General features: G+C 53.8%; 18 protein-coding genes and 1 tRNA gene. 7 read left to right on the forward strand and 12 right to left on the reverse strand.

All coding sequences use genetic code 11. The annotated features are described in order from the left end of the window. The first annotated feature begins 70 nt into the window (after positions 1-70). A complete protein-coding gene (locus tag VHE34_RS19410; RefSeq protein WP_325590677.1) occupies positions 71-1186 on the forward strand; it encodes a hypothetical protein in 1116 nt (371 codons plus the stop codon). Between the two features lie 35 nt (positions 1187-1221). Beyond that, complete coding sequence (gene pdxH / locus VHE34_RS19415; protein ID WP_325590679.1) at positions 1222-1866, forward strand: pyridoxamine 5'-phosphate oxidase; 645 nt, start codon at positions 1222-1224, stop codon at positions 1864-1866. 69 nt (positions 1867-1935) lie between these two features. On the opposite strand, the gene VHE34_RS19420 is transcribed toward pdxH, so the two are convergent. The 4 genes from VHE34_RS19420 to VHE34_RS19435 form a co-directional block, all read right to left on the reverse strand. Next, entirely contained in the window at positions 1936-2049 is a 114-nt protein-coding gene (locus VHE34_RS19420; RefSeq protein WP_325590681.1) for a 30S ribosomal protein THX, read from the reverse strand. A gap of 3 nt (positions 2050-2052) precedes the next feature. Then, positions 2053-2322, reverse strand: coding sequence for an HU family DNA-binding protein (locus VHE34_RS19425; protein WP_325590683.1), 270 nt, complete (start codon positions 2320-2322; stop codon positions 2053-2055). A 241-nt stretch (positions 2323-2563) separates the two neighbouring features. Then, complete coding sequence (locus VHE34_RS19430; protein WP_325590685.1) at positions 2564-2869, reverse strand: DUF4286 family protein; 306 nt, start codon at positions 2867-2869, stop codon at positions 2564-2566. Positions 2870-2873: 4 nt separating this feature from the next. Beyond that, positions 2874-3659 carry an exodeoxyribonuclease III gene (locus VHE34_RS19435; RefSeq protein ID WP_325590687.1) on the reverse strand — a complete coding sequence of 262 codons (786 nt, stop codon included), beginning with the start codon at positions 3657-3659 and terminating at the stop codon, positions 2874-2876. A 38-nt stretch (positions 3660-3697) separates the two neighbouring features. Between VHE34_RS19435 and VHE34_RS19440 the strand changes: the two genes are divergently transcribed. After that, positions 3698-4450: a TIGR00730 family Rossman fold protein gene (locus VHE34_RS19440; RefSeq protein ID WP_325590691.1), complete on the forward strand. Its 753-nt coding sequence runs from the start codon at positions 3698-3700 to the stop codon at positions 4448-4450. Here VHE34_RS19440 and VHE34_RS19445 read toward each other — a convergent pair. The 6 genes from VHE34_RS19445 to VHE34_RS19470 form a co-directional block, all read right to left on the reverse strand. After that, positions 4431-5261, reverse strand: coding sequence for a hypothetical protein (locus VHE34_RS19445; protein WP_325590693.1), 831 nt, complete (start codon positions 5259-5261; stop codon positions 4431-4433). The genes VHE34_RS19440 and VHE34_RS19445 overlap by 20 nt on opposite strands. 85 nt (positions 5262-5346) lie before the next feature. Beyond that, positions 5347-8040 (reverse strand): methionine synthase, encoded by a 2694-nt coding sequence (gene metH / locus VHE34_RS19450; protein WP_325590695.1) that lies wholly within the window; start codon positions 8038-8040, stop codon positions 5347-5349. A 101-nt stretch (positions 8041-8141) separates the two neighbouring features. After that, positions 8142-9170, reverse strand: coding sequence for a homocysteine S-methyltransferase family protein (locus tag VHE34_RS19455; RefSeq protein ID WP_325590697.1), 1029 nt, complete (start codon positions 9168-9170; stop codon positions 8142-8144). 184 nt (positions 9171-9354) lie between these two features. After that, positions 9355-9975 carry a recombination mediator RecR gene (recR, locus tag VHE34_RS19460; protein ID WP_325590699.1) on the reverse strand — a complete coding sequence of 207 codons (621 nt, stop codon included), beginning with the start codon at positions 9973-9975 and terminating at the stop codon, positions 9355-9357. A gap of 35 nt (positions 9976-10010) precedes the next feature. Then, on the reverse strand, positions 10011-11459 hold the full coding sequence (locus tag VHE34_RS19465; RefSeq protein WP_325590702.1) for an Ig-like domain-containing domain: 1449 nt from the start codon (positions 11457-11459) through the stop codon (positions 10011-10013). A gap of 40 nt (positions 11460-11499) precedes the next feature. Then, the gene (locus VHE34_RS19470; protein ID WP_325590704.1) at positions 11500-14682 is read right to left on the reverse strand and encodes an ATP-dependent DNA helicase; all 3183 of its coding nucleotides are present in this window, start codon (positions 14680-14682) and stop codon (positions 11500-11502) included. A 122-nt stretch (positions 14683-14804) separates the two neighbouring features. Between VHE34_RS19470 and VHE34_RS19475 the strand changes: the two genes are divergently transcribed. The 3 genes from VHE34_RS19475 (at position 14805) to VHE34_RS19485 (ending at position 19089) form a co-directional block, all read left to right on the forward strand. Next, positions 14805-16163 (forward strand): sigma-54 dependent transcriptional regulator, encoded by a 1359-nt coding sequence (locus VHE34_RS19475; protein WP_325590706.1) that lies wholly within the window; start codon positions 14805-14807, stop codon positions 16161-16163. Between the two features lie 33 nt (positions 16164-16196). Continuing rightward, positions 16197-18545, forward strand: a complete 2349-nt coding sequence (locus tag VHE34_RS19480; protein ID WP_325590708.1) for a PAS domain S-box protein — start codon at positions 16197-16199, stop codon at positions 18543-18545. A gap of 145 nt (positions 18546-18690) precedes the next feature. Continuing rightward, entirely contained in the window at positions 18691-19089 is a 399-nt protein-coding gene (locus VHE34_RS19485) for a response regulator (RefSeq protein ID WP_325590710.1), read from the forward strand. A gap of 133 nt (positions 19090-19222) precedes the next feature. Here the strand turns inward: VHE34_RS19485 and VHE34_RS19490 are convergent, their stop codons facing one another. Continuing rightward, a complete protein-coding gene (locus tag VHE34_RS19490; protein ID WP_325590712.1) occupies positions 19223-19873 on the reverse strand; it encodes a hypothetical protein in 651 nt (216 codons plus the stop codon). Between the two features lie 64 nt (positions 19874-19937). Continuing rightward, entirely contained in the window at positions 19938-20405 is a 468-nt protein-coding gene (locus VHE34_RS19495) for a VOC family protein (protein ID WP_325590714.1), read from the reverse strand. A 128-nt stretch (positions 20406-20533) separates the two neighbouring features. On the opposite strand from VHE34_RS19495, the gene VHE34_RS19500 reads away from it, so the two are divergent. Further along, positions 20534-20605, forward strand: a tRNA-Arg gene (locus tag VHE34_RS19500). Positions 20606-20624: the final 19 nt, after the last annotated feature.

Consider the following 20624-nt stretch of genomic DNA (forward strand, 5'->3'; position numbering starts at 1 on the left):
TTATCGAATTATCCCGGAAATCAATCACGTTGTAAAGCACTCTGTTTGGTAAATTTCGTTCCGAACCATTATGAACACCCTAAATACCTTAAACATCATATTGGGACTTCAATTGACAATGGGTCTTCCGGAAATAATTATTTGTGAGCTCGGCGCTCTCATCCTCGGATTTACGATCCATTTTTTCTGGAACTCCAAAAAGAGCATCCGCATCGACGACGAGCCCGCCGAATCATCGGGCATCAGCGAGAATGATAACTGGAAGCTGAAATATTACAACGACATGGATATGCAGGAAAGGTCGCAGCAACAGTTGCGCGAACGCCTTTCCCAATCGCAGGAAACGGAGCAGATACTCACCATCGAGCTGGAAGAAAAACGCAAAGAGCTGGAAGACGTAAGCCACGAACTGGATATCGTCCGCGCCCAGCTCGAAGAGGTGGAGCTCAAGCTGGCGCCCGCCAACGTCCCTCCCGATGAAGAGACCGCAACGGTCCATGCCGCCAGCGAGACGCTGAACGATTATACCAACGATTATTTATACCAGCTGAAGGCAGCCCAGGAAAAGCTGGTCGAGCACAATAACAGCATCTATCGCCTGCTGGAACAGACTCGCCTCGTAGAAGAATCCGAACGGCGCAACCAGGAACTGATCCGTCAGAACGAAGACCTCAACGAACAGCTCCACAATCATACCCAGCTGCTGGTCGAAAAGGAAACGGAGATCAGCAACCTGCGTCACCAGCAGAAACTCTCCGAGGAAATGACCCAGCGCCTGGACAAGGTCTACGACGAATACAACACCCTGCAGGAAAAGCTGCAAAAGCTGCAGTCCTACCTCACGCAACCCCATAATCGCGGCACCGACTACGACGGGCTGAAAGAAGCGTATTTCAAGCTCGGCAAAGAACACGATGAGATGAAGCTGAAATACATCTCGATCCGCGAAGAGAATCAACGGCTCACCCGCATCCTCGGCGACACCGAAGAAAAGCTCAAGGAAGCCAACTTCCAGCGCCTGCAATACCAGAAGCGCTCGGCCTTCCTCGAAGAGCTGAACCACGACCTGCAGGAGATCGCCGAGCATAACAAGAAGATCGAAAGTCAGCTCCGCCGTGTCACGGACATGGAGAACCTCCTGGCCAAGATCACCGGCACGCAAGGGTCTCCCGATGACGTGCAGTAGTTTTCGTACCTTCGTTGTCCAAAAATCGAGCTCCCGTGTCTACAACCATCGCCGATATACGCAAGGAATACAAGCTGCAATCCCTTTCGGAAAGAGATATTCTCAAGGACCCTTTTGCACAGTTCAATAAATGGTGGCAGGAGATCATCAGTTCCGACATCGATGAACCCAATGCGATGACCCTTGCCACCGCTTCCGCCGATGGAATGCCCGATGCCCGCATCGTGCTCCTGAAGGGATTCGATGAAAAAGGATTTGCCTTCTACACCAACTACAATAGCACCAAGGGCCAGCAGCTGCTGGAAAATCCAAGGGCAACGCTCGTGTTCTTCTGGAAAGAGCTGGAAAGGCAGGTCCGGATCAGCGGGCTCGTGTCGCTGGCGCCGGGGAATATGAGCGATGATTATTTCAACAGCCGGCCGCTGGGTAGCCGTATCGGCGCCTGGGCCTCGCCGCAAAGCGAAGCGATCGAAAGCCGGGAGTGGCTCGAAGAGAACGAACAACGCATTGCCATCGTCTGGGCCGGCAAAACGATCCCTCGCCCGGGACACTGGGGCGGTTATGTGGTGAAGCCGGTAAAGATGGAATTCTGGCAGGGGCGGCCGAGCCGGTTACATGACCGCATTCTCTATAGCCTGCAAAATTCAGGAGCCTGGAAGATCGAACGGCTCGCTCCATAATAAAATCGCCGGCCAGCGGCCGGCGATCGAGAGTTTTATTTGCCAGCGGAGCGCTCCACGCGACAAATGTTATTTGCCCTTCGCGGCGGGAGCAGATTTCTTCGCAGGCTTTGCCGGACGGCTTTTGCCGAACGAACCCTTGAAGATCTTCCCTTTCTTGGTTTTCTTATCACCTCTTCCCATAAACTATAATTTTGCAGACAGTTCTTTCCCTGCTTTGAACTTAGCTACTTTCTTCGCCTTGATCTTGATAACAGCACCAGTCTGAGGATTGCGGCCATTACGGGCAGCCCTCTTGGAGACAGAGAAAGTACCGAAGCCTACGAGCGTAACCTTTCCGTTTCCTTTCAGCGTCTTGGTAACTGCTTCAACAAAAGAATCGAGGGTAGCATTTGCCTGAGTTTTTGTTATGCCAGCGTCATCGGCAATCTTTGCGATTAATTCAGCTTTGTTCATAGTGTGAAATTTTATTTAATTAGCAGGGACAAATATACCCGCTTTTTGAATCAAACAAAATTTTTTTCATTCTCACACGCATATCACAACCTTCGCGAATCCGCGTCAGGCAAGGATTTTACGGGAATCGACGTTAGTAAAAATCCGATTCGCGTTTTTCATGAAGTCTTGAAACTCAGGATGGCAGCGGGTTCTGGTGTTTTTCCACAATTAACGCACAGGCACAATATCTTGTCGTCCGTTACCGAACCCGCTCCATCAGCGTCCGAAAAGCGAGGTAGCTGTCCCCCCATTTGTCCCATCCCTGCTGCTGAATCGCCGGTGCGAATTCGATCAGGAATTGCTCGTAGCGCTCCAGGTTACTGGTGAAATACTGGATCACGAACGTAGGGCCCTCGTCTTCTTCCTGGTCCAGCAGCCGGTAAAGCTGATAGCTGTCAAAAAGGCCCGTCTTCAGCATCGCGGGGATCTGTTCGTCCACCTGCCAGCCGAGCCAGCCTTCCATTATCTCCCAACGCACCTTACATGTGACATTATATACGATCATGATGTTAGCTTAAGGCGAGTTCAAGATATATCGGGCAATGATCGGAGTGTTTTACATCCGGATAAATGCCGGCCTTCCGCACCTGCGGCCGTAAGGGTTCGGTGACGCTGATATAATCTATCCGCCAGCCTTTGTTTTGCAATCGCACCGATGGAAACCGCTGGCTCCACCAGGTGTAACAATGAGGGTCGGCGTTCAGGTGCCGGAAGGAATCGACCCACCCGCTGGCGAGGAACCTGTCCATCCAGGCCTTTTCCCCGGGTAAAAATCCGGAGTTGTTCTTGTTGCCTTTCGGATCATGAATGTCGATATCCCGATGGGCGATATTGTAATCGCCACAAAGCACCAGCCGCGGGCGCTCCTTCTTCAATTCACCGAGATAGGCAAACATCTCGTCCAGCCACTGATATTTATAGCCCTGCCGCTCCTCGCCGCTGGTGCCCGATGGGAAATAGGCATTGATCAGCCGGAGATCACCAAATTCCAGCTGGATCACCCGGCCTTCGTCATCGCTGACGGCATGTCCCGTCCCATAGATCACGTTGTCGGGCTTGATCTTCGTAAAGACAGCGACGCCGCTGTATCCCTTCTTCTGCGCCGGGAACCAATAGTCGTGGTAGCCCAGGCCGGTAAATAAGGCATGATCGACATTATCCCGGTGGGCCTTGATCTCCTGCACGCAGAAGATATCGGCGACATCCGATCTCAGCCACTCGATCAATCCCTTGTTCATGGCGGCCCGGAGGCCATTAACATTATAACTGACGATGCGAAGGGTGGAGAGTGCCATGTTTGCGCTAAATTAGAGCCGCAATATACTACACCAGCATGGAACAATTACACCGGATCATTGCCGCTAAAGATATCCAATTTCTGGACGGCCCCAAGAGCAGGACCTACGAATTCAATTTTGCCTGGAAGATATTTCGGGAATTCATAAAAGGGTTTCGCACGCTTCACTTCGTTGGTCCCTGTATCACGGTCTTTGGATCGGCCCGCTTCAAGGAGGGTCATCCCCATTACCAGTCGGCGCGGGAGATGGGCCGGCAGATCGCATCGATGGGCTTTACAACGATGACCGGCGGCGGCCCGGGAACCATGGAAGCCGCCAACCGCGGCGCCTTCGAAGCCGGGGGAATGTCCGTTGGTTGTAATATCAAGCTGCCCTTCGAACAGGCCGCCAATCCTTATGTACAGACGTCCATCACCTTTGAACATTTCTTTGTTCGCAAGGTCATGCTCGTAAAGTATTCCTATGCCTTCGTCATCATGCCCGGCGGGTTCGGAACGATGGATGAGTTCTTCGAGACCCTTACCCTCGTGCAGACAAAGACCCTTGTCCGGTTTCCCATCGTGCTGTTTGGAAAAGAATACTATACGCCGCTGTTCGATTACATGGGATCCATGGCCGCGCAGGGGACGATCTCAAAGGAAGATCTCTCCCTCGTCCTGCTGACCGACAGTATTGCCGAAGCGGGTCAGCATATCGACACCTTCATCAAAAAGAATTATCGCGAAAAGGCCCGGAAAAGAAAATGGTGGCTCTTCGAGAAAAAGCCGGCTATCTCTTCGCAGTCGTAGGAAGGATCAGCCCGAGACTCAGGATCATCTCGTAGGTCCCGAAAGCCTGGTGCGCCTTGCCTTCGTAAACGTTTAGTCCTGAATAGCGCGCGTAATCTATCTTATTCGAATATTCCAGGTAGACATATTTAAGGAAGGTGGCCCGAAGCGAGCCTTCCAGCCCCGTATTCCAGCCCCCGAGCTGAAAGCCCTGGTGATTGAGCATGCCAAAGAGACTGTTCTGGGTGTGGGGGATCACCGGACCGACGCCGAATTTCCCAAGGAAATCCACTTTTACCTTCTCATTCCGGGTTTTCACCACGTGCCATTTTTTCGTAACGTTGAAAAGAAGGAAGTTGGCGCCGTTGTTCAGGTAGTAATAAAAGCCGTTGGCCTGGTTGAACGCGATCGTCGTATCCGCCGGCCGCCCATTGAGCGTTCCTTTCAGCTTCACGTTCTGATCGGCGAAGATATATTTGGTGTGATCGAAGTTGATCTCAAAACCCCAGCCCCGCTCCTCATCGAGCAGGAAGCCCAGCCGGTAGTTATATTGTGGAATGGACAGCGCCTTGCTGAAAAGCCCTTCATTCCAGCCCGGATGATCATGCGCCTTCACATGGACAAAATTGTAGTCGTTACCCAGCTTGGGCTGTGAGACATGGATGGTGCTGTGGGTATACCATTCTCCATTGTATCCCCAGGAAGCATACACTTCCTTGATGAATTTCTTTTTTTTCTTTTCCGGTTGCTGTTGGGAGAACGCTAAAAAAGGAACTGCGATCGCGAACAGGCTAAGGGTAAGATTGCGATAACGCGCGCCACTCATCATCATACGCTTGCTATTGTGCTTAGGTTAAGATATTGTTTAAAGCCGGCACAAAATTAGGCAAAATTTATGATTCGTCGCTGCGCGCGATCTATGCATCATATTCCAACACAGGCCTCAACCAACGCTCGACCTCTGAGACAGCCATCTCTTTCCGGGCGGCATAATCGATCACCTGGTCCTTCTCGATCTTCCCGATGCCGAAATACTTGCTTTCGGGATGGGCGAAATACCAACCGGCTACCGAGGATGCGGGATACATCGCCAGAGATTCCGTCAGGATCGTCCCTGTTTGCTTTGTCGCATCCAGCATAGCGAACAGCTTCCATTTTTCCGTATGATCGGGGCAGGCAGGGTAGCCCGGCGCGGGCCGGATCCCCAGGTATTCTTCTTTGATCAGCTGATCGTTGGCCAGGTGCTCCTCTTTTGCATAGCCCCAGAACTCCTTCCGGACTCTTTCGTGGAGCAGTTCGGTAAAGGCTTCGGCAAGCCGGTCCGCAAGCGCCTGCAGCATGATCTTGTTGTAGTCGTCGAAAGAGGCCTGGAACCGCTGGATATGCGGCTCGATCCCTTCGATGCTGACGACGAAGCCCCCGATATGATCTTTCTTCCCCGTAGCGGCAGGGGCGATAAAATCGGCAAGCGAGATATTGGGCTGACCCGGCGCTTTCTTGATCTGCTGACGCAAAAATTCGAGGTGTACGGCCTTTTCGCCTGCCTCTACCACAACGGTATCCCTGCCATCCGAATTGGCCGGCCAGAAACCGATAACGGCTCTTGGTTTCAGCCACTTCTCCCGGATGATCTGGTCCAGCAACTGGCGGGCATCGTTGTAAAGGCGGGTCGCTTCCTTCCCGACAACCTCGTCCTTCAATATCTGCGGGAATTTGCCATGCAGCTCCCAGGCGATGAAGAAAGGCCCCCAGTCGATGTATTCGGCGATGGCCGCAAGATCATAGCCGTCAAAAGCCTTCGTACCCGTAAAGCCGGGCGCCACCGGTTGAAAACCCGACCAGTCGATCGGCACATGGTTCTCCTGTGCCTTTCCAAAAGGCAGGAATTGCTTGACGGTCTTCTTATTGTTGAAGTCTTCTTTCAGCTTCCGGTATTCCGTGCCGATGGATTGCAGGAAGTCCGGCTTTTGTTCGGAGCTAAGCAGCGATCCCACCACGGTGACGCTCCGCGACGCATCCAGCACGTGTACCACGCCCTTGTCGAACTCGGGCGCGATCTTTACCGCTGTATGCATCCTCGAGGTCGTCGCTCCGCCGATCAGCAGGGGCACCTGGAAGTCCTGTCTTTTCATCTCCCGCGCGACATGCACCATCTCATCGAGGGACGGTGTGATCAGGCCGCTGAGCCCGATGACATCCACCTTTTCCCGTTTGGCGGTCTCGAGGATCTTATCCGCCGGCACCATCACTCCCATGTCGATGATATCGTATCCGTTGCAACCCAGCACAACCCCGACGATATTCTTCCCGATATCGTGAACGTCCCCTTTTACCGTGGCCAGGAGGATCTTTGCGGCTCCTGCGGTCTCTTCGCCGCCTGCCTTTTTCCGCTCTTCTTTTTCCAATTCAATGTAGGGGGTAAGGACGGCCACGGATTTCTTCATCACGCGGGCGCTTTTCACCACCTGCGGAAGGAACATCTTTCCGCTGCCGAAAAGATCGCCGACCACATCCATTCCTGCCATCAGCGGTCCTTCGATCACGTCCAGCGGTTTGGGATATTTCAGCCGGGCCTCTTCCGTATCGGCGTCGATATAGTCGGTGATGCCATTGACCAGGGCATGCTTCAACCGCTCTTCCACCGTTCCACGGCGCCAGGCCTCGTCCTTTACCTCTTCCTTGCCCTTCGCCTTGACCGTTTCCGCAAAGGCGAGCAGCTTGTCGGTGGCCTCGGCGTTGCGGTTCAGGATCACGTCTTCGCACAGCCGCCGCAGCTGCGGCTCGATCTCGTCATAGACCACCAGCTGACCCGCGTTGACGATGCCCATATCCATCCCCGCCTTAATGGCATAATACAGGAATACGCTATGCATCGCCTCCCGCACGGTCTCGTTGCCGCGGAAGGAGAAAGAGATATTGCTCACGCCACCGCTGATGCGGGTCAAGGGCATTCGTCGTTTGACTTCCCTCGTCGCCTCGATAAAGTCCACGGCGTAATTGTTATGCTCTTCGATACCGGTGGCGATGGCGAAGATGTTCAGATCGAAAATGATGTCTTCCGGCGCCATACCCACTCGTTCGGTAAGGATCTTGTAGGCGCGCTCGCTGATCTCGACCTTTCTTTGTTTCGTATCGGCCTGGCCCTGCTCGTCGAAGGCCATGACGATCACGGCCGCGCCATAGCTTTGACAGATGACTGCCTGCTCGATGAATTTCTCTTCGCCTTCTTTCATCGAGATGGAGTTGACGATACATTTCCCCTGGACACATTTCAGACCCGCCTCGATGATCGAGAATTTCGACGAGTCGATCATGATCGGGATCTTGGCGATATCCGGTTCGGCCTGCAACAGGTTGAGAAAGGTCTGCATGGCCTTTTCCCCGTCCAGCAGGGCATCGTCCATATTTACGTCCAGCACCTGGGCGCCGTTCTCCACCTGTTGGCGGGCTACGCTAAGCGCTTCTTCATAATTCCCCTCGCGAACCAGCCGGGCGAATTTCTTGCTGCCTGTAACATTGGTGCGTTCACCTACGTTGACGAAATTGGTCATGGGCCGCAGGACGAGCGGTTCGAGACCGGAAAGCCGGAGGAAGGGTTTGATCGTAGTCATAGTCATTGTGCGCCGGTTATGGGTTAACCGAAAAAATAACCCATCCCGGCGCACGGTTTATGATGGGCCTTCGGCCAGCGAACCCGTGGTTCGCCCTCTCTTTAAACAAGCTCGGTTTCAATAACGGGTAAAGGACGGGGTTTGATCTTTGCGACCTCGCCGGCAATATGCCGGATATGATCGGGCGTGGTTCCACAGCAGCCGCCGACGATGTTGACCCAGCCGTTCTCTGCCCATTCTTCGATAAAATGCGCGGTTTGTTCGGGCTGCTCATCATATTCGCCCATAGCGTTGGGCAGACCGGCATTGGGATAGGCGGAAGTGTAGCAGGCCGAGATCTGGCTCAGCTCTTCGATATGGGCCCGCATTTCCTGGGCCCCCAGCGCGCAGTTCAATCCGATGCTGAGTGGCCGCGCGTGCATCACCGATACATAAAAAGCTTCCAGGGTCTGGCCGCTGAGGGTGCGGCCGCTGGCGTCGGTGATCGTCCCGCTGATCGATATAGGCAGTTCCGGCTGATGGGTGTCACGGAAGTATTTCTTTATCGCGAAGATGGCGGCCTTGGCATTGAGTGTGTCGAAGATCGTCTCGATCAACAGGAGGTCGACTCCGCCTTCCACCAGCCCCTTCACCTGTTCGTAGTAGGCGGCTGTCACCTCGTCGAAGCTCACCGCCCTGAATCCGGGGTTGTTGACATCGGGAGAAAGTGAAAGGGTCTTGCTCATCGGCCCGATGGCGCCCGCGACGAACCGGGGTTTGGCCGGGTTTTTAGCCGTAAAGTCATCGGCCGCCTTCCGGGCGAGCCTGGCGGCGGCGACATTGATCTCATAAGCCAGCGCCTCCATATGATAGTCGGCCAGGCTGATCGCCTGGGAGTTGAAGGTATTCGTTTCGATGATGTCCGCCCCCGCATCGAGGTATTGGCGGTGGATGCCTTCGATGATATCCGGCTGTGTCAGGCAGAGAAGGTCATTATTGCCCTTTACGTCCGAGGGCCAATCTTTGAATCGTTCTCCCCGGTAATCTTTTTCTTCCAGCTTATGCCGTTGGATCATCGTGCCCATGGCGCCATCGATGACGAGGATGCGCTCTTTGAGGGCTTCTTCCAGCTTTTTGCGTGTTGATTGCATGTGTTATTCCTCCAACGAACCCTATAAACGAGAAATAACCGAAAATGGTGGGATATTTCAACCGTTTATTAGTTCTTGTTTTTAAACAGGCCGAACAATAAACAAATCCGCCTGTGGATGCAAATTTACATAAAATCCGGATATCCGCAACGTCAGCTATCCGACGGCCTCCGGAGGCCGGCTTCTAACCCCCGGCCCGGTAGCTTTCCACCGGCAGCCGGTTGGTGATGCTTCGTGCCAGCGTCATCTCGTCCGCATATTCCAGCTCCCCACCAAAGGCGATACCCCGGGCAATCGTCGTGATCCGGACATTGGCGTCCTGTAACTTCTTTTGGATATAATAGATCGTCGTATCACCCTGGATGTTGGGGTTCAGCGCAAAGATCAGCTCCTGGGTATGCTCCTTACGCACCCGGGATACCAGGGTCTCGATATTGAGCTGGTCCGGGCCAACCCCATCCAACGGGGAAATGATCCCGCCAAGAACGTGGTAAACCCCGTTGTATTGTTGCGTGCTTTCGATGGCAATCACTTCCCGCAGGCTCTCCACCACACAGATCAGCTCTTGCTTGCGCATTGAATTGGCGCAGATGGAACAGATATCGGCATCGGCTACATTATGACAGCGCTGGCAGAATTTGATCTCGTTGCGCATCCGGATAAGCGTCTCGCCAAAACCCTGGACATTGCCGCTGTCCGACTTGAGCAGATGCAATACCAACCGCAGGGCCGTCTTTTTCCCGATACCCGGTAATTTGGCAAACTCATTGACAGCCTGCTCCAGTAAGGACGAAGAAAATTGCATTCAGCAAAGATACGAGTTTTGGCCGGGGCGCCCCTTCACAAGGTTATATCCTTGTCATTATCCCAATTGGGCTTGACGGTGAACTTTTTCATAATAGTGACCACTTTTTCCGGCTGCTTTTTGTTCTTGCCGAAAAAGGACCCGTGATCCCAGATCATATTGCGGTTGACATCGTAAAGGACGCGAAGCTCATAGTCCCCCGGAGCAAAGAGCAGGCGCCGCACCTGGCGCCGGGCATCAAAGGTATAGGTGTATTTGATCTTATCCCCCGACACGAATTGCAGCACCGGATGCCGGGACATATCGAGGTTGCCGACCCGGATGCGGATCTCCCCATAGTCGATATCCTTCTTGGTCGTGAAGCTGAGGGTATCGTCCTTTAACAGTTTCCGGCCAAGGGAGTCCTGGCCAAAGGTCCGGGGAAGGACCAGGTGGAACTTGGTGCCTGTCGGCCACACATAGAAGAGGGTGACGATCTTGCCGGTCGTGTCCCGCTCGTAGTGATACTTTTTGGCATCGATATCATGATAGCCCTCGTCCGTAAACCGAAGCTGGGTCGAGTCGAAGACCTTCAAACCCGAGGAAAAGGTGATGCGAAAGGTATCGAGGACATCGAAACTGTTGCCGGGAGCATTGATACCCACCTGCAGCCGCCGGTCGCTCTCCTTATTGGTCTTCCGGGGCGCCGCGGGAGGCCTGGTCGTTCCGCCGCCCGTCGTCCCGGCCTTTTTGACCGTATCATACCCCTCCACGTAGGCATACAGGGTTTCAGGCTTCGACCGGGAGCCGACGACGACCGGCGAATCGGCAAACGCGAACAGCTGCGCCTTCGAAAGATATTTGTGACTTCCGCCTTCGTCTTTCATCCCGTAAAGCGCATAGGTGCCCGGTTTTACGAAACGGAACGTGAAATGCCCAAGACTGTCGCACTTTGCAATATACCTGGGCCGGTTCTTGACGACAGCCGAGTCGTCGAATTTATCATGGAGCATCGCGACGAGCGTGCTGTCCGGCCGGCCTGTATTGGCAACCAGGATGGTACCGGAGAGTTCGGCCCGATCGATCGTATCCCCGGTAGAAAAAACGTAAATGAAATCGCGCAGAATGTTCCCCTCGTTCACGTCCTTGATGCCCCTGTTAAAATACAAGGCGTAAGTCGTACTGCCCTGCAGGGTATCCTTGATGCGGATCGTGACGGTCCTGAGCTTGGCGTCGATAAGCGGGTCGATCTTCGGCACCGGGGACACCAGCAGCTCGTTCCGCAGGTCCTTGCCATCGATGTATTCGTTGAAGGTGAGGATGATCTTGTTGCCCGTGAATTTCTTTGCGGAGTCCTTCGGGATCGCGGAGACCAGCACGGGCGGGATGGTATCCTTCGGTCCCCCCAACGGGGCCACAATATTGGCGCAACCCGTGGGGCCAAAAATACAAACGACAGAGAGGGAGCACGACAGGAGAAACAGAAGCCCGGTCTTGATCTTCATTCCGCAAACATAATGGGTTTTGCCTCAATAAAATGTTATTTTAGGCGCCGGCCGGGCGTGGCTCCACCTCTTCGTCCTCCGCCTCGCCCACCTCGTGGAGCGCAATGGCCAGGTTGTTGGTCTTCACAAAATTACACCAATGACAGTCCGGTTTGCCACACCCGGTATAGAATTCCCGGTTTTGAATCTTCTGCCAGGTCTGGACGATCTGCTGAGTCACCGTCGTGATATCCTCCGGAGTGATGACGATCTTTACCTTCCGGTATTCCTTTTTCTTATCGGGCTCGACAAAATCGAACTCGGTGCTCACCACCTTCCAGTCCTTCTGCTCATAGCTATCCACCAGGATCTTGTAAAAGACAGCCTGCCGCCAGTAGTCGCCGCCGTCCGGATTTTTTTCGTTTGGGGCCTTCACCTTATCCGCGGCTTTGTCGACATCGCCGGTCTTATAGTCGACCACATTCACCTCCTTGCCCTGGAATTCCAGCTTGTCCAGCTTTCCCTTTAAGGGGACACCCTTGACGACCACGTTCCGGATATTCCTTTCCACCGCCACGATCTTGTTCCAAAGGAAGAGATACTTGTCATAGTAGTTGGCCAGTACTTCCAACCCATATTCCATCCGCCGGGCAAAGGCCTCGCGGGTAAAGATCTCGCGGTGACGGCGCATATACCACTCAAAATCCATCAACATCTCCTTCTTCTCGGGGAATTGCCCGCCGGCATGCTGCTGCATCTTTTCGAAGAGACGCTGCAGGGCAAAATGCACGGCGCTGCCAAACTCCGTCGCTTCATTCTTGGGGGAAGGAATGCGGATCAGGTTGCGATAATAGAATTCCAGCGGACACTTCAGGTAATTGTTCAACGCCGTGACATTCATGACAAATTTCTCCAGCATCCGGCCGATTAGATCTTCCTCGGCCGCTTCGATCTCCGGCGCAATGGTTTCTGTAAAAGGCAGTGTGTCAAAGGCGGCCTGCTCTTCCGCCGATATCGTCACCTTTTCAAAGGCCAGGCCTTGATTTTCGAGGATTTCGGCGAGAAAGACCGAAGGCTCCAGCTCCTTGCCGTCGTCCCGGTATCGCGGATAGGAGATGGTCAGATGGTGTTCGACCCTCGTCAGGGCGACATAGAACAGCCGCCGCAACTCCTCGTCCCCGTTGGATGCGGATGCCGTGATGGATGAGAACAACGTGTCCGGGTATTTATAGCCGCCGCCCGGCCGCCGCTTCTTCTCCCAGGTGGAGGCATTGACGCCGGCAAAGAACACATATTCGAACTCGAGGCCCTTGGACCCATGCGCGGTCAGGAGGTTGACCGCCTTGTCGCTTCCCGAGACCCGGATCAGCGGCAGGGGCAGCGCGTTGTCCTTCATCAGGTCGATGGTTTGGATCAGCCGTTCCAGGTTAAGATCAGCGTCTCTTCGGGTCTCTTCCTTTATAAAGTCGAACAGCGCCGTCAGCACCTGCACCTGGTTGACCTTATCCGGCCCGGCCAGCGCGGTGCTGAGGATACCCGTATCGCGGATGCAATGTTCGAACAGCTCCTGCAGCGTGACATTGGACACCTCGCCGATAAGCTTTTCAAGCGCCTGGCTGGCCTTTTTCATGGGCTCGGGCAGCCCGGAGTCAAACAGATCGCGTGCCGGCCGGCTGGCTTTTTCATACAGTAGCCGGCGAATAGAGGTACGCTGATCGCCGAATTGCCGGTCCGCCACTTCGACCGATAGCTTGGCGATCTCGATCGGGGCGATCCCCCAGAAATGGAAATGCAGGATCTCGAACAGCATTTCATCGCCGCCGTAGGGCGCATCGTGCTCGGCCGCGAGATAGCGCAGCAGCAACAGGACCTGCCGGGCCAGCGGAATGGTAAAGAGGTCGACGCTGCGCTTACTGTATACCGGGATATTCTTCAGCTGAAGGAACCGCGCCAGCTCTTCTCCATATTTGTTCTCCTTATAGATGATCGCAATGCGGCCCGGCGCCACGCCTTCGGCAAGCAGCCGTTCCACTTCCAGCGTAATGCCCGTCATTTCCTGCCGGGGGCTCAGGTATTCCAGCAGCCGGGCGGGTAATTGGAGCTTACCCGTATGCGGATGGCTGGCCACCAGCTGCTTGGAAAGTCCCGGCAGCTGCCGGACAAGACGCTCTTCGTTGCGCTCGATCAGCGCCCGGGAGATATCGAGGATCGGCTGGGTCGACCGGTAATTGTTGGTCAACACGACGGTAAGCAGATCTTTTTGGTACTGCTGGGCGAAGTCCAGCATATTCTCCACGTTAGCCCCCTGAAACCGGTAAATGCTCTGATCGTCGTCGCCGACGACAAAGATATTCGGCTGCTCCCAATAAGTTATCAGCAGGCTGACCAGCCGGTTTTGGGTACCGCTGGTATCCTGGTATTCGTCGACGAGGATATATTGGTAGCGTTCCTGGTAGGAAGATAGCAGGGCCTTGTTGCCCGAGAAAGCCTTGATCACCCAATTGATCATATCGTCGAAATCGTAGCGGTTACGCTTACGCATCAGCTCCTGGAACCGGTCGAATTCGCCTACTGCCGCCCGCAGTTTGTCCATCCGTTCCCGTTCCTCCTCGATCTTATCGATACGCAGATCGCCCTTTTTGAATTCTTTGGTGGCCCGTTTGGCGATATATTCTTCCCGGCCGGGCAGGCTGCCGAGGTACTCGTCGATCTTTTGGTTGATAAACTCCGGCGTCCAACCCTCCCTTTTCATCGTCGAGAAAAGACTTTGCAGGTTTCCCATCTCGAAATAGACGTCCCCGCGGTAGCGTTTCAGGGGATGGTTCTTGGGGAACCCATCGATCAGGTCCTTGAACAGCTGGATGCGTTCCAGGTCGGAAATGGCGTCGAGGGCGGTCTTTTCGAACAGCGGCAGATTTTCCTGGATGATCTCGTTGCAAAAGGAGTGGAAGGTGTGGATGTTGACCTTATAGGCGTCCGGGCCGATAAAGGACAGCAGGCGCCGCCGCATGGCGATCGTGCCGGCATCCGTATAGGTGAGACAGAGGACGTTGCCGGGATTGGCGTCCGTTTCGAGCAGGATCTTGCCGATCCGGGCCGCAAGGATCTGGGTCTTTCCAGTCCCGGGACCGGCGATGACCATGACGGGGCCCTCCGTGGAATCCACCGCCAGGCGTTGTTGTGCGTTCAGTTTCTGGTACTCTTCGTCGAAACGCTGGCGAAGCTTCTCCCGGTTTAGCGACATGAATCAAAGATAAGAGGAATGTCTTATTTAGTCGAAAAGAGCAAGAATGGATTGGAAAATGTCTTAATATGGGAATAAATTCGCCATTTCAACGTTAGATTCATATCCTAAGTAAACGCAGCATGAAAAACCATCACTTTAAAGTCTTTATCGTGGAAGATGATGTCTGGTACGGCTCGATGCTCCAGCACTATCTTTCCCTCAATCCCGAGTATGAGGTAAAGCGATTTGAATCCCCCCGCGACTTTTTTGCCCAACTCCATGAGAACCCGGATGTTGTAACACTTGACTACTCCCTTCCGGACTGTGATGGCGCTGAGGTGCTTAAGAAGATCAAAGAACATAATCCCGACAGCCGGGTCATTGTCATTTCAGGTCAGGAGGACGTGGCGACCGCCATCAACCTGCTGAAGAACGGGGCATTTGACTATATCGTGAAGGATGATGACACGAAGGACCGGTTGTGGAACAGCATCCTGCACCTGCGGGAGATCAGCAACCTGAAGCAGGAGGTGGAGACCCTGAAGAACCAGGTGGGCCGGAAATACGACTTCTCCCAGATGATCCTCGGGAAGAGCGAGCAGATCCTCAAGGTTTTCTCCATGATCGAGAAAGCCGCCAAAACGAATATCACCGTATCCATCACCGGTGAGACCGGCTCTGGTAAGGAAATGATCGCCAAGGCGATACACTATAATTCCGATCGTCATAAGCTACCTTTCGTGGCGGTTAACGTGGCCGCCATCCCAAAGGACCTGATCGAAAGCGAGCTGTTCGGGCATGAGAAAGGCGCCTTTACCGGCGCGGTCACCCGCAGGATCGGAAAATTCGAAGAGGCGGATAAGGGGACTCTCTTCCTCGATGAGATCGGCGAGCTCGATATCAATCTCCAGGCGAAGCTGCTTCGCGTCCTGCAGGAAAAGGAGATCACCCGGATCGGCAGCAATACCGTAACGAAGATCGACGCCCGCATCGTTGTCGCTACCCATAAGAACCTGCTCGAGGAAGTGAAGAGCAAGAATTTCCGGGAAGACCTTTACTACCGGTTGATCGGTCTGCCCATCTCCCTGCCGCCCTTAAGGGAACGGGGCAACGATATCCTGATCCTGGCGAAGTATTTTATCGACGGGTTCTGCAAGGAGAATAAAATGGATAAAAGGACCCTGTCGCCGGAGGCGCAAACCAAGCTGCTGAGCTACCCCTTCCCCGGTAACGTCCGCGAGTTGAAGTCGGTGGTGGAGTTGGCCGTCGTTATGGCGGATGAAGAGATGATCCAGGCCGAGCATATTACGCTGAATACAACGGCAAGTATTGCCGACCTGTTGAATAAAGAGATGACCTTAAAGGAGTTCGAGATTCAGATCCTGCAACATTACCTGGATAAATACGACAAGGATGTTTTGCTCGTGGCCAAGAAACTGGATGTCGGCAAGTCCACGCTTTATCGCATGATCCAGAATGGGGAGCTCAAGATGAAGTGACGGGTCATCGTCGCATCCCAAAACCTCCTATGCATGCCCCTGCAAAACCAATTTTTTGAGGACGTCCTCAGTCTCGTTCCTGCTGAGATCATTGTCGCGGATCCCGAATACCGGTTTCTTTATGTCAATCCCAGCGCCATCCCGGAACAGCATCTCCGGGAATGGATGATCGGAAAGACCAATGAGGAGTTCTGCCAGTACGCCGGCCGTCCTGCGGCGATGGCGCGGGCAAGGCGGATGGTGTTCGAAAAAGCGCGGCGGACCCGCAGGGTAGTGGAGTGGGCCGAATCATCCATGGATCCTGAAGGGAGAGTGCAGCATTTCCAGCACCGGGTGTTCCCGGTGTTCGATGAAGGAGGGAGTCTGCAGCAGGTGATCATCTATGCCGTACGGATCACCGAAACAAAGGAGTTTGAGGAAAAGGTGCGGGTAAGCGAAAAGCGATATCGCGATCTCTTCAATCATAGCCAGGCGCTGATCTGTACCCACGACCTCGACGGGAGGCTGCTCTCCGTCAATCCCGCCATTCGCAGGGTCCTCGGGTTTGAAGAGTCCGAAATGCTGGGTCGGTGCATCCAGGAGTTCGTGCCGGAAAAGCACCGGGAAAAATTCGAAGGCGAATATATTCGTGCGATCCGTGCATCGGTCAACGCCGTGAGCGGGGAGTTCTGCGTGCTCAACAAGACCGGCGAGGAGATCTACCTGTTATATAAGAATGTGCGGATGGAGGAACCCGGGTCCGAACCGTATGTCATCGGCTTCTCGCAGGACATCACCGACCGTATCCATATGGAACGGGAATTGCGCATCACCAAGAAGATGACCGATGATATTGCCCGGGCGAAGGAGTCCTTCCTGGCCCACATGAGTCACGAGATCCGCACCCCGATGAACGGCATTCTCGGGATCGCCAGTTTGCTCAATAAGACCCGGCTGGATCCACAGCAGCGCAACTACCTTCAGCTGATACAAGAGTCCGCAAACAACCTTTTAGTGATCGTAAACGACATTCTCGATCTGGAGAAGATCGTGGCAGGGAAATTGCAGCTGGAGCGGATTCCGTTCAAGATCGTGGACAAGATCGCCACAACGATCCAGTCCTTTATATACCGGGCAGAAGAGAAAGAGCTCGGGTTGATCTTCCAGAATTCGGTTCCAGCGGACCTGGTGGTCGAAGGCGATCCCTACCGGCTTAGCCAGGTGCTGAACAATCTTTTAAGCAACGCGCTGAAGTTCACCAACGAAGGCCATATCAATATCACGACCGGCATCCGGGACCACGACGAGGAAGATGTGACGGTGGAGATCACGATCCAGGATACCGGGATCGGCATCGGGAAAGATCAGCTGCGGACGATATTCGAACCCTTTGAACAGGCGGATGCAACGATCTCCCGGCGATATGGGGGCACCGGTCTCGGCTTGACCATCAGTAAGAACATGGTCGAGATGCAGGGCGGCGAATTGCTGGTACATAGTGAAGAGGGCAAGGGCTCGGCCTTTACGATACGCGTCCCCTATAAGTTAAGTATTGAAGATATGCAGGAAAATGAAGTCAGTCAGGAAATAGATTATAATAGTCTCGGACATCGGAAAGTATTGGTAGCGGAGGACGTGGAGCTGAATCAATATCTCGCCCGGCATATCCTCGAGTCCTGGGACTTTGAGGTGATGATCGTGAACAATGGCCGGGAAGCCCTCGAGGCGATGGACAACAGCTCCTTCGATTGCATCCTGATGGACGTGCAAATGCCGGAGATGGATGGAATAGAAGCCACGCAGCGAATCCGTAAGCTTCCCGATCCGGTAAAGGCGAATATCCCCATCATCGCCCTGACGGCAAATGCCCTGAAAGGCGATAGTGAAAAATACCTGGCGGCGGGGATGACCGATTATTTGGCAAAGCCCTTCGACGAAGCGAGGTTGTTCCGCGTAATTTCGCGAAATTTGAACCGTCTCAAGGACCCCGTCGGGTCTCCTGCTTCGATTGCCCCTGCCCACACCATTAACATTAACAACAGCAATATGATACCTGGGAACCCCAGATTATATGACCTTTCCATGGTGCAATCCGTATCGGGGGGTGATGAGAACTTCATAAAGAAGATGGTGGCGCTTTTTATCGAGACCGTACCGCAAAACATGCAGGACCTGAAGAATGCCCTACTGGAAGAGAACTGGGACCAGGTTAGTAAGACAGCTCATAAGCTCAAATCCACCATAGATTCAATGGGCATCAAGTCCATCCGGCAGGAGATCCGGACCGTCGAGGCCAATGCCCGGGCGAAAGAGTCCCTGGACCAGGTGGCCCCATTGGTGGCGACCATCGACAACGTCATCAAAGAATGCATCGGCCAGCTGCAGGCGGAGGTAATTAAATAATTCCCAACCACAGGCCGCTTTTCCCAAACTGAGAAGGCCCGTTTTGGCGAAATATACCGAAGGATTTGAGGATCAATTGATTATCCTTTGGCTTTTTCTGGCACCATTTTCCTTTGGTTATAAACGCACTACAGCACTACTAATCATGGAATTTAGCCAGCAACCTGTGATCTTTGTTGTTGAGGATAACGTCATCTATCAAAGCCTTATCGCTAAGGAATTAGAGTCTATCAGCAGCAATATTCACTTCTACACAAACGGGGAATCCTGTATTCTCGAACTGGATAAGCACCCCTCCGTCATCGTCCTTGACTATAACCTGGACGGGAAAATGAATGGTCTGGATACCCTGCAGCGGGTCCGGGACTTCGATCCCAATGTTTATGTGATCCTGTTCTCGAGTCAGAAGGGGTTGAATACCAAGGAAGTGTTCCTGCAATATGGAAGCTTTGATTTCCTGGAGAAGAATAGCCTTTCCCTGCGGACGCTCCGGCAGATGGTGGATTGCGTGACATCCCCGGGCTCCGGGGCGGTGAAACACTAGGCGGCCGATTGCCCCTGCAGGACGCAAAATGCGCCTATGCCCGTCAATTCAATAAATCAAATTCAGAATATTCCCTCTGCGCCAGACTTAGTCTGGTCTTTTTTTGCCAATCCGGCAAATCTTCCCCTAAGCCCTAACCTGGGATTCTCGAAATATACCTCTCTATCTCTTTGATCTGGCTCACGATCTGCGGCGTCGTGGGCTTCAGTGCTTTTGCCTTGCGGAAGAAATCCTTGGCGGCGCGGAATTCGCGCTTGGTCATCATGATGGAGCAGAGCTGAAGGAAGGCCGCGGCCTGGTTTTCCTTGTCGGGGAGACCCTTGCGGATGGCCTGGCGGATATAGCTTTCGCCTTGTTTGAGATCGTTCTTTTGCATGGCGAGCATGCCCATTTGCAGCAGGCTGGCGCCTTCCGCCTCTTTCATGGGCATACCCAGGTCGAGCCCTTTCTTCATATTCTTCTCCGCCGCAGTGAAGTCCTGCTTCATCATGGCGATGTTGCCCTTGAGGGTATAGTAAACGGAGCGGATGGGTTTGTAGAGCAGGTTGGGGAACTTGACGGAATTGAGCACCTTTTCGGCTGCGTCCATGTCCCCCGCTTCCATATGTTCCTGGATCAGCCTTAATGGGCCGAAGAAGAAATACCCGAAGAGCAGGATCACCGCGATCAGGTAAGGGAGGAACGCCGGCCAGAAGCCTGCATAGATATTGGCCGCGATCGCAAGGACCAGGAAAACGATGGCCAGGGGCAGGCGATATTTGATGACGATATTATAAAATTTCATAGTCCGTGCATTTACCCCTCGATTCGTTCGGGGTGTGCAAAGATAGGGCTATGGCCGCCGCACATCAAAATTTATCATCATTGACCTCGAGCCAGTACCCGTCGGGGTCTTGGAGGTAGATTTGCAGCACCTTATCCGGCCGCACCTGGGGGGTCTTGTTCTTCTGGGACCAGTCTCCGTACTTTACTCCCGCCGCATCCAGGTGTTTCGTAAAGGCCGCCATCGAAGGGACGCTGAAAGCAAGGTGGATATTGATGTCATGCGGAACATCCTCCTTCGCTCCGCTGACGACGTGCAGTTGCCCATGACCTCCCAGTGCGAACCAGACGTGCTTGCCGTCATGGAAAGGCTCCGCGATGCGTTTCAGCTCCATCACCTTCTCATAGAAATTCGCCGACCGGTCAAGGTCCGTTACAAAGATGGTTTGATGGCTGAAATGGGGGCCCTGTGCCCTGGCCGAGAATGTCAGCAGCGCCGCCGCCGCAACCGCCGCCAAATGCCGGCCTAATCCCGGCAGTATCAATCGATTCATGGAAATTCGTTTTGTTGTGCGGTCAAAGTAAGGAATATCCCCAAGCTAAAAAAAAATGCCTTATTTTTGCGACCCTTGCTCGCGATTTCGGCGTGCCGCGTTGGCCGCCGGTCCCGATGATGCAGGCCGGTCCCGTAGTTCAATGGATAGAATAGAAGTTTCCTAAACTTTTGATACAGGTTCGATTCCTGTCGGGACTACACTCGTTTCAACCCGCTG

The organism is Puia sp. (assembly GCF_035546395.1).
Classification (GTDB): Bacteria; Bacteroidota; Bacteroidia; order Chitinophagales; family Chitinophagaceae; genus Puia.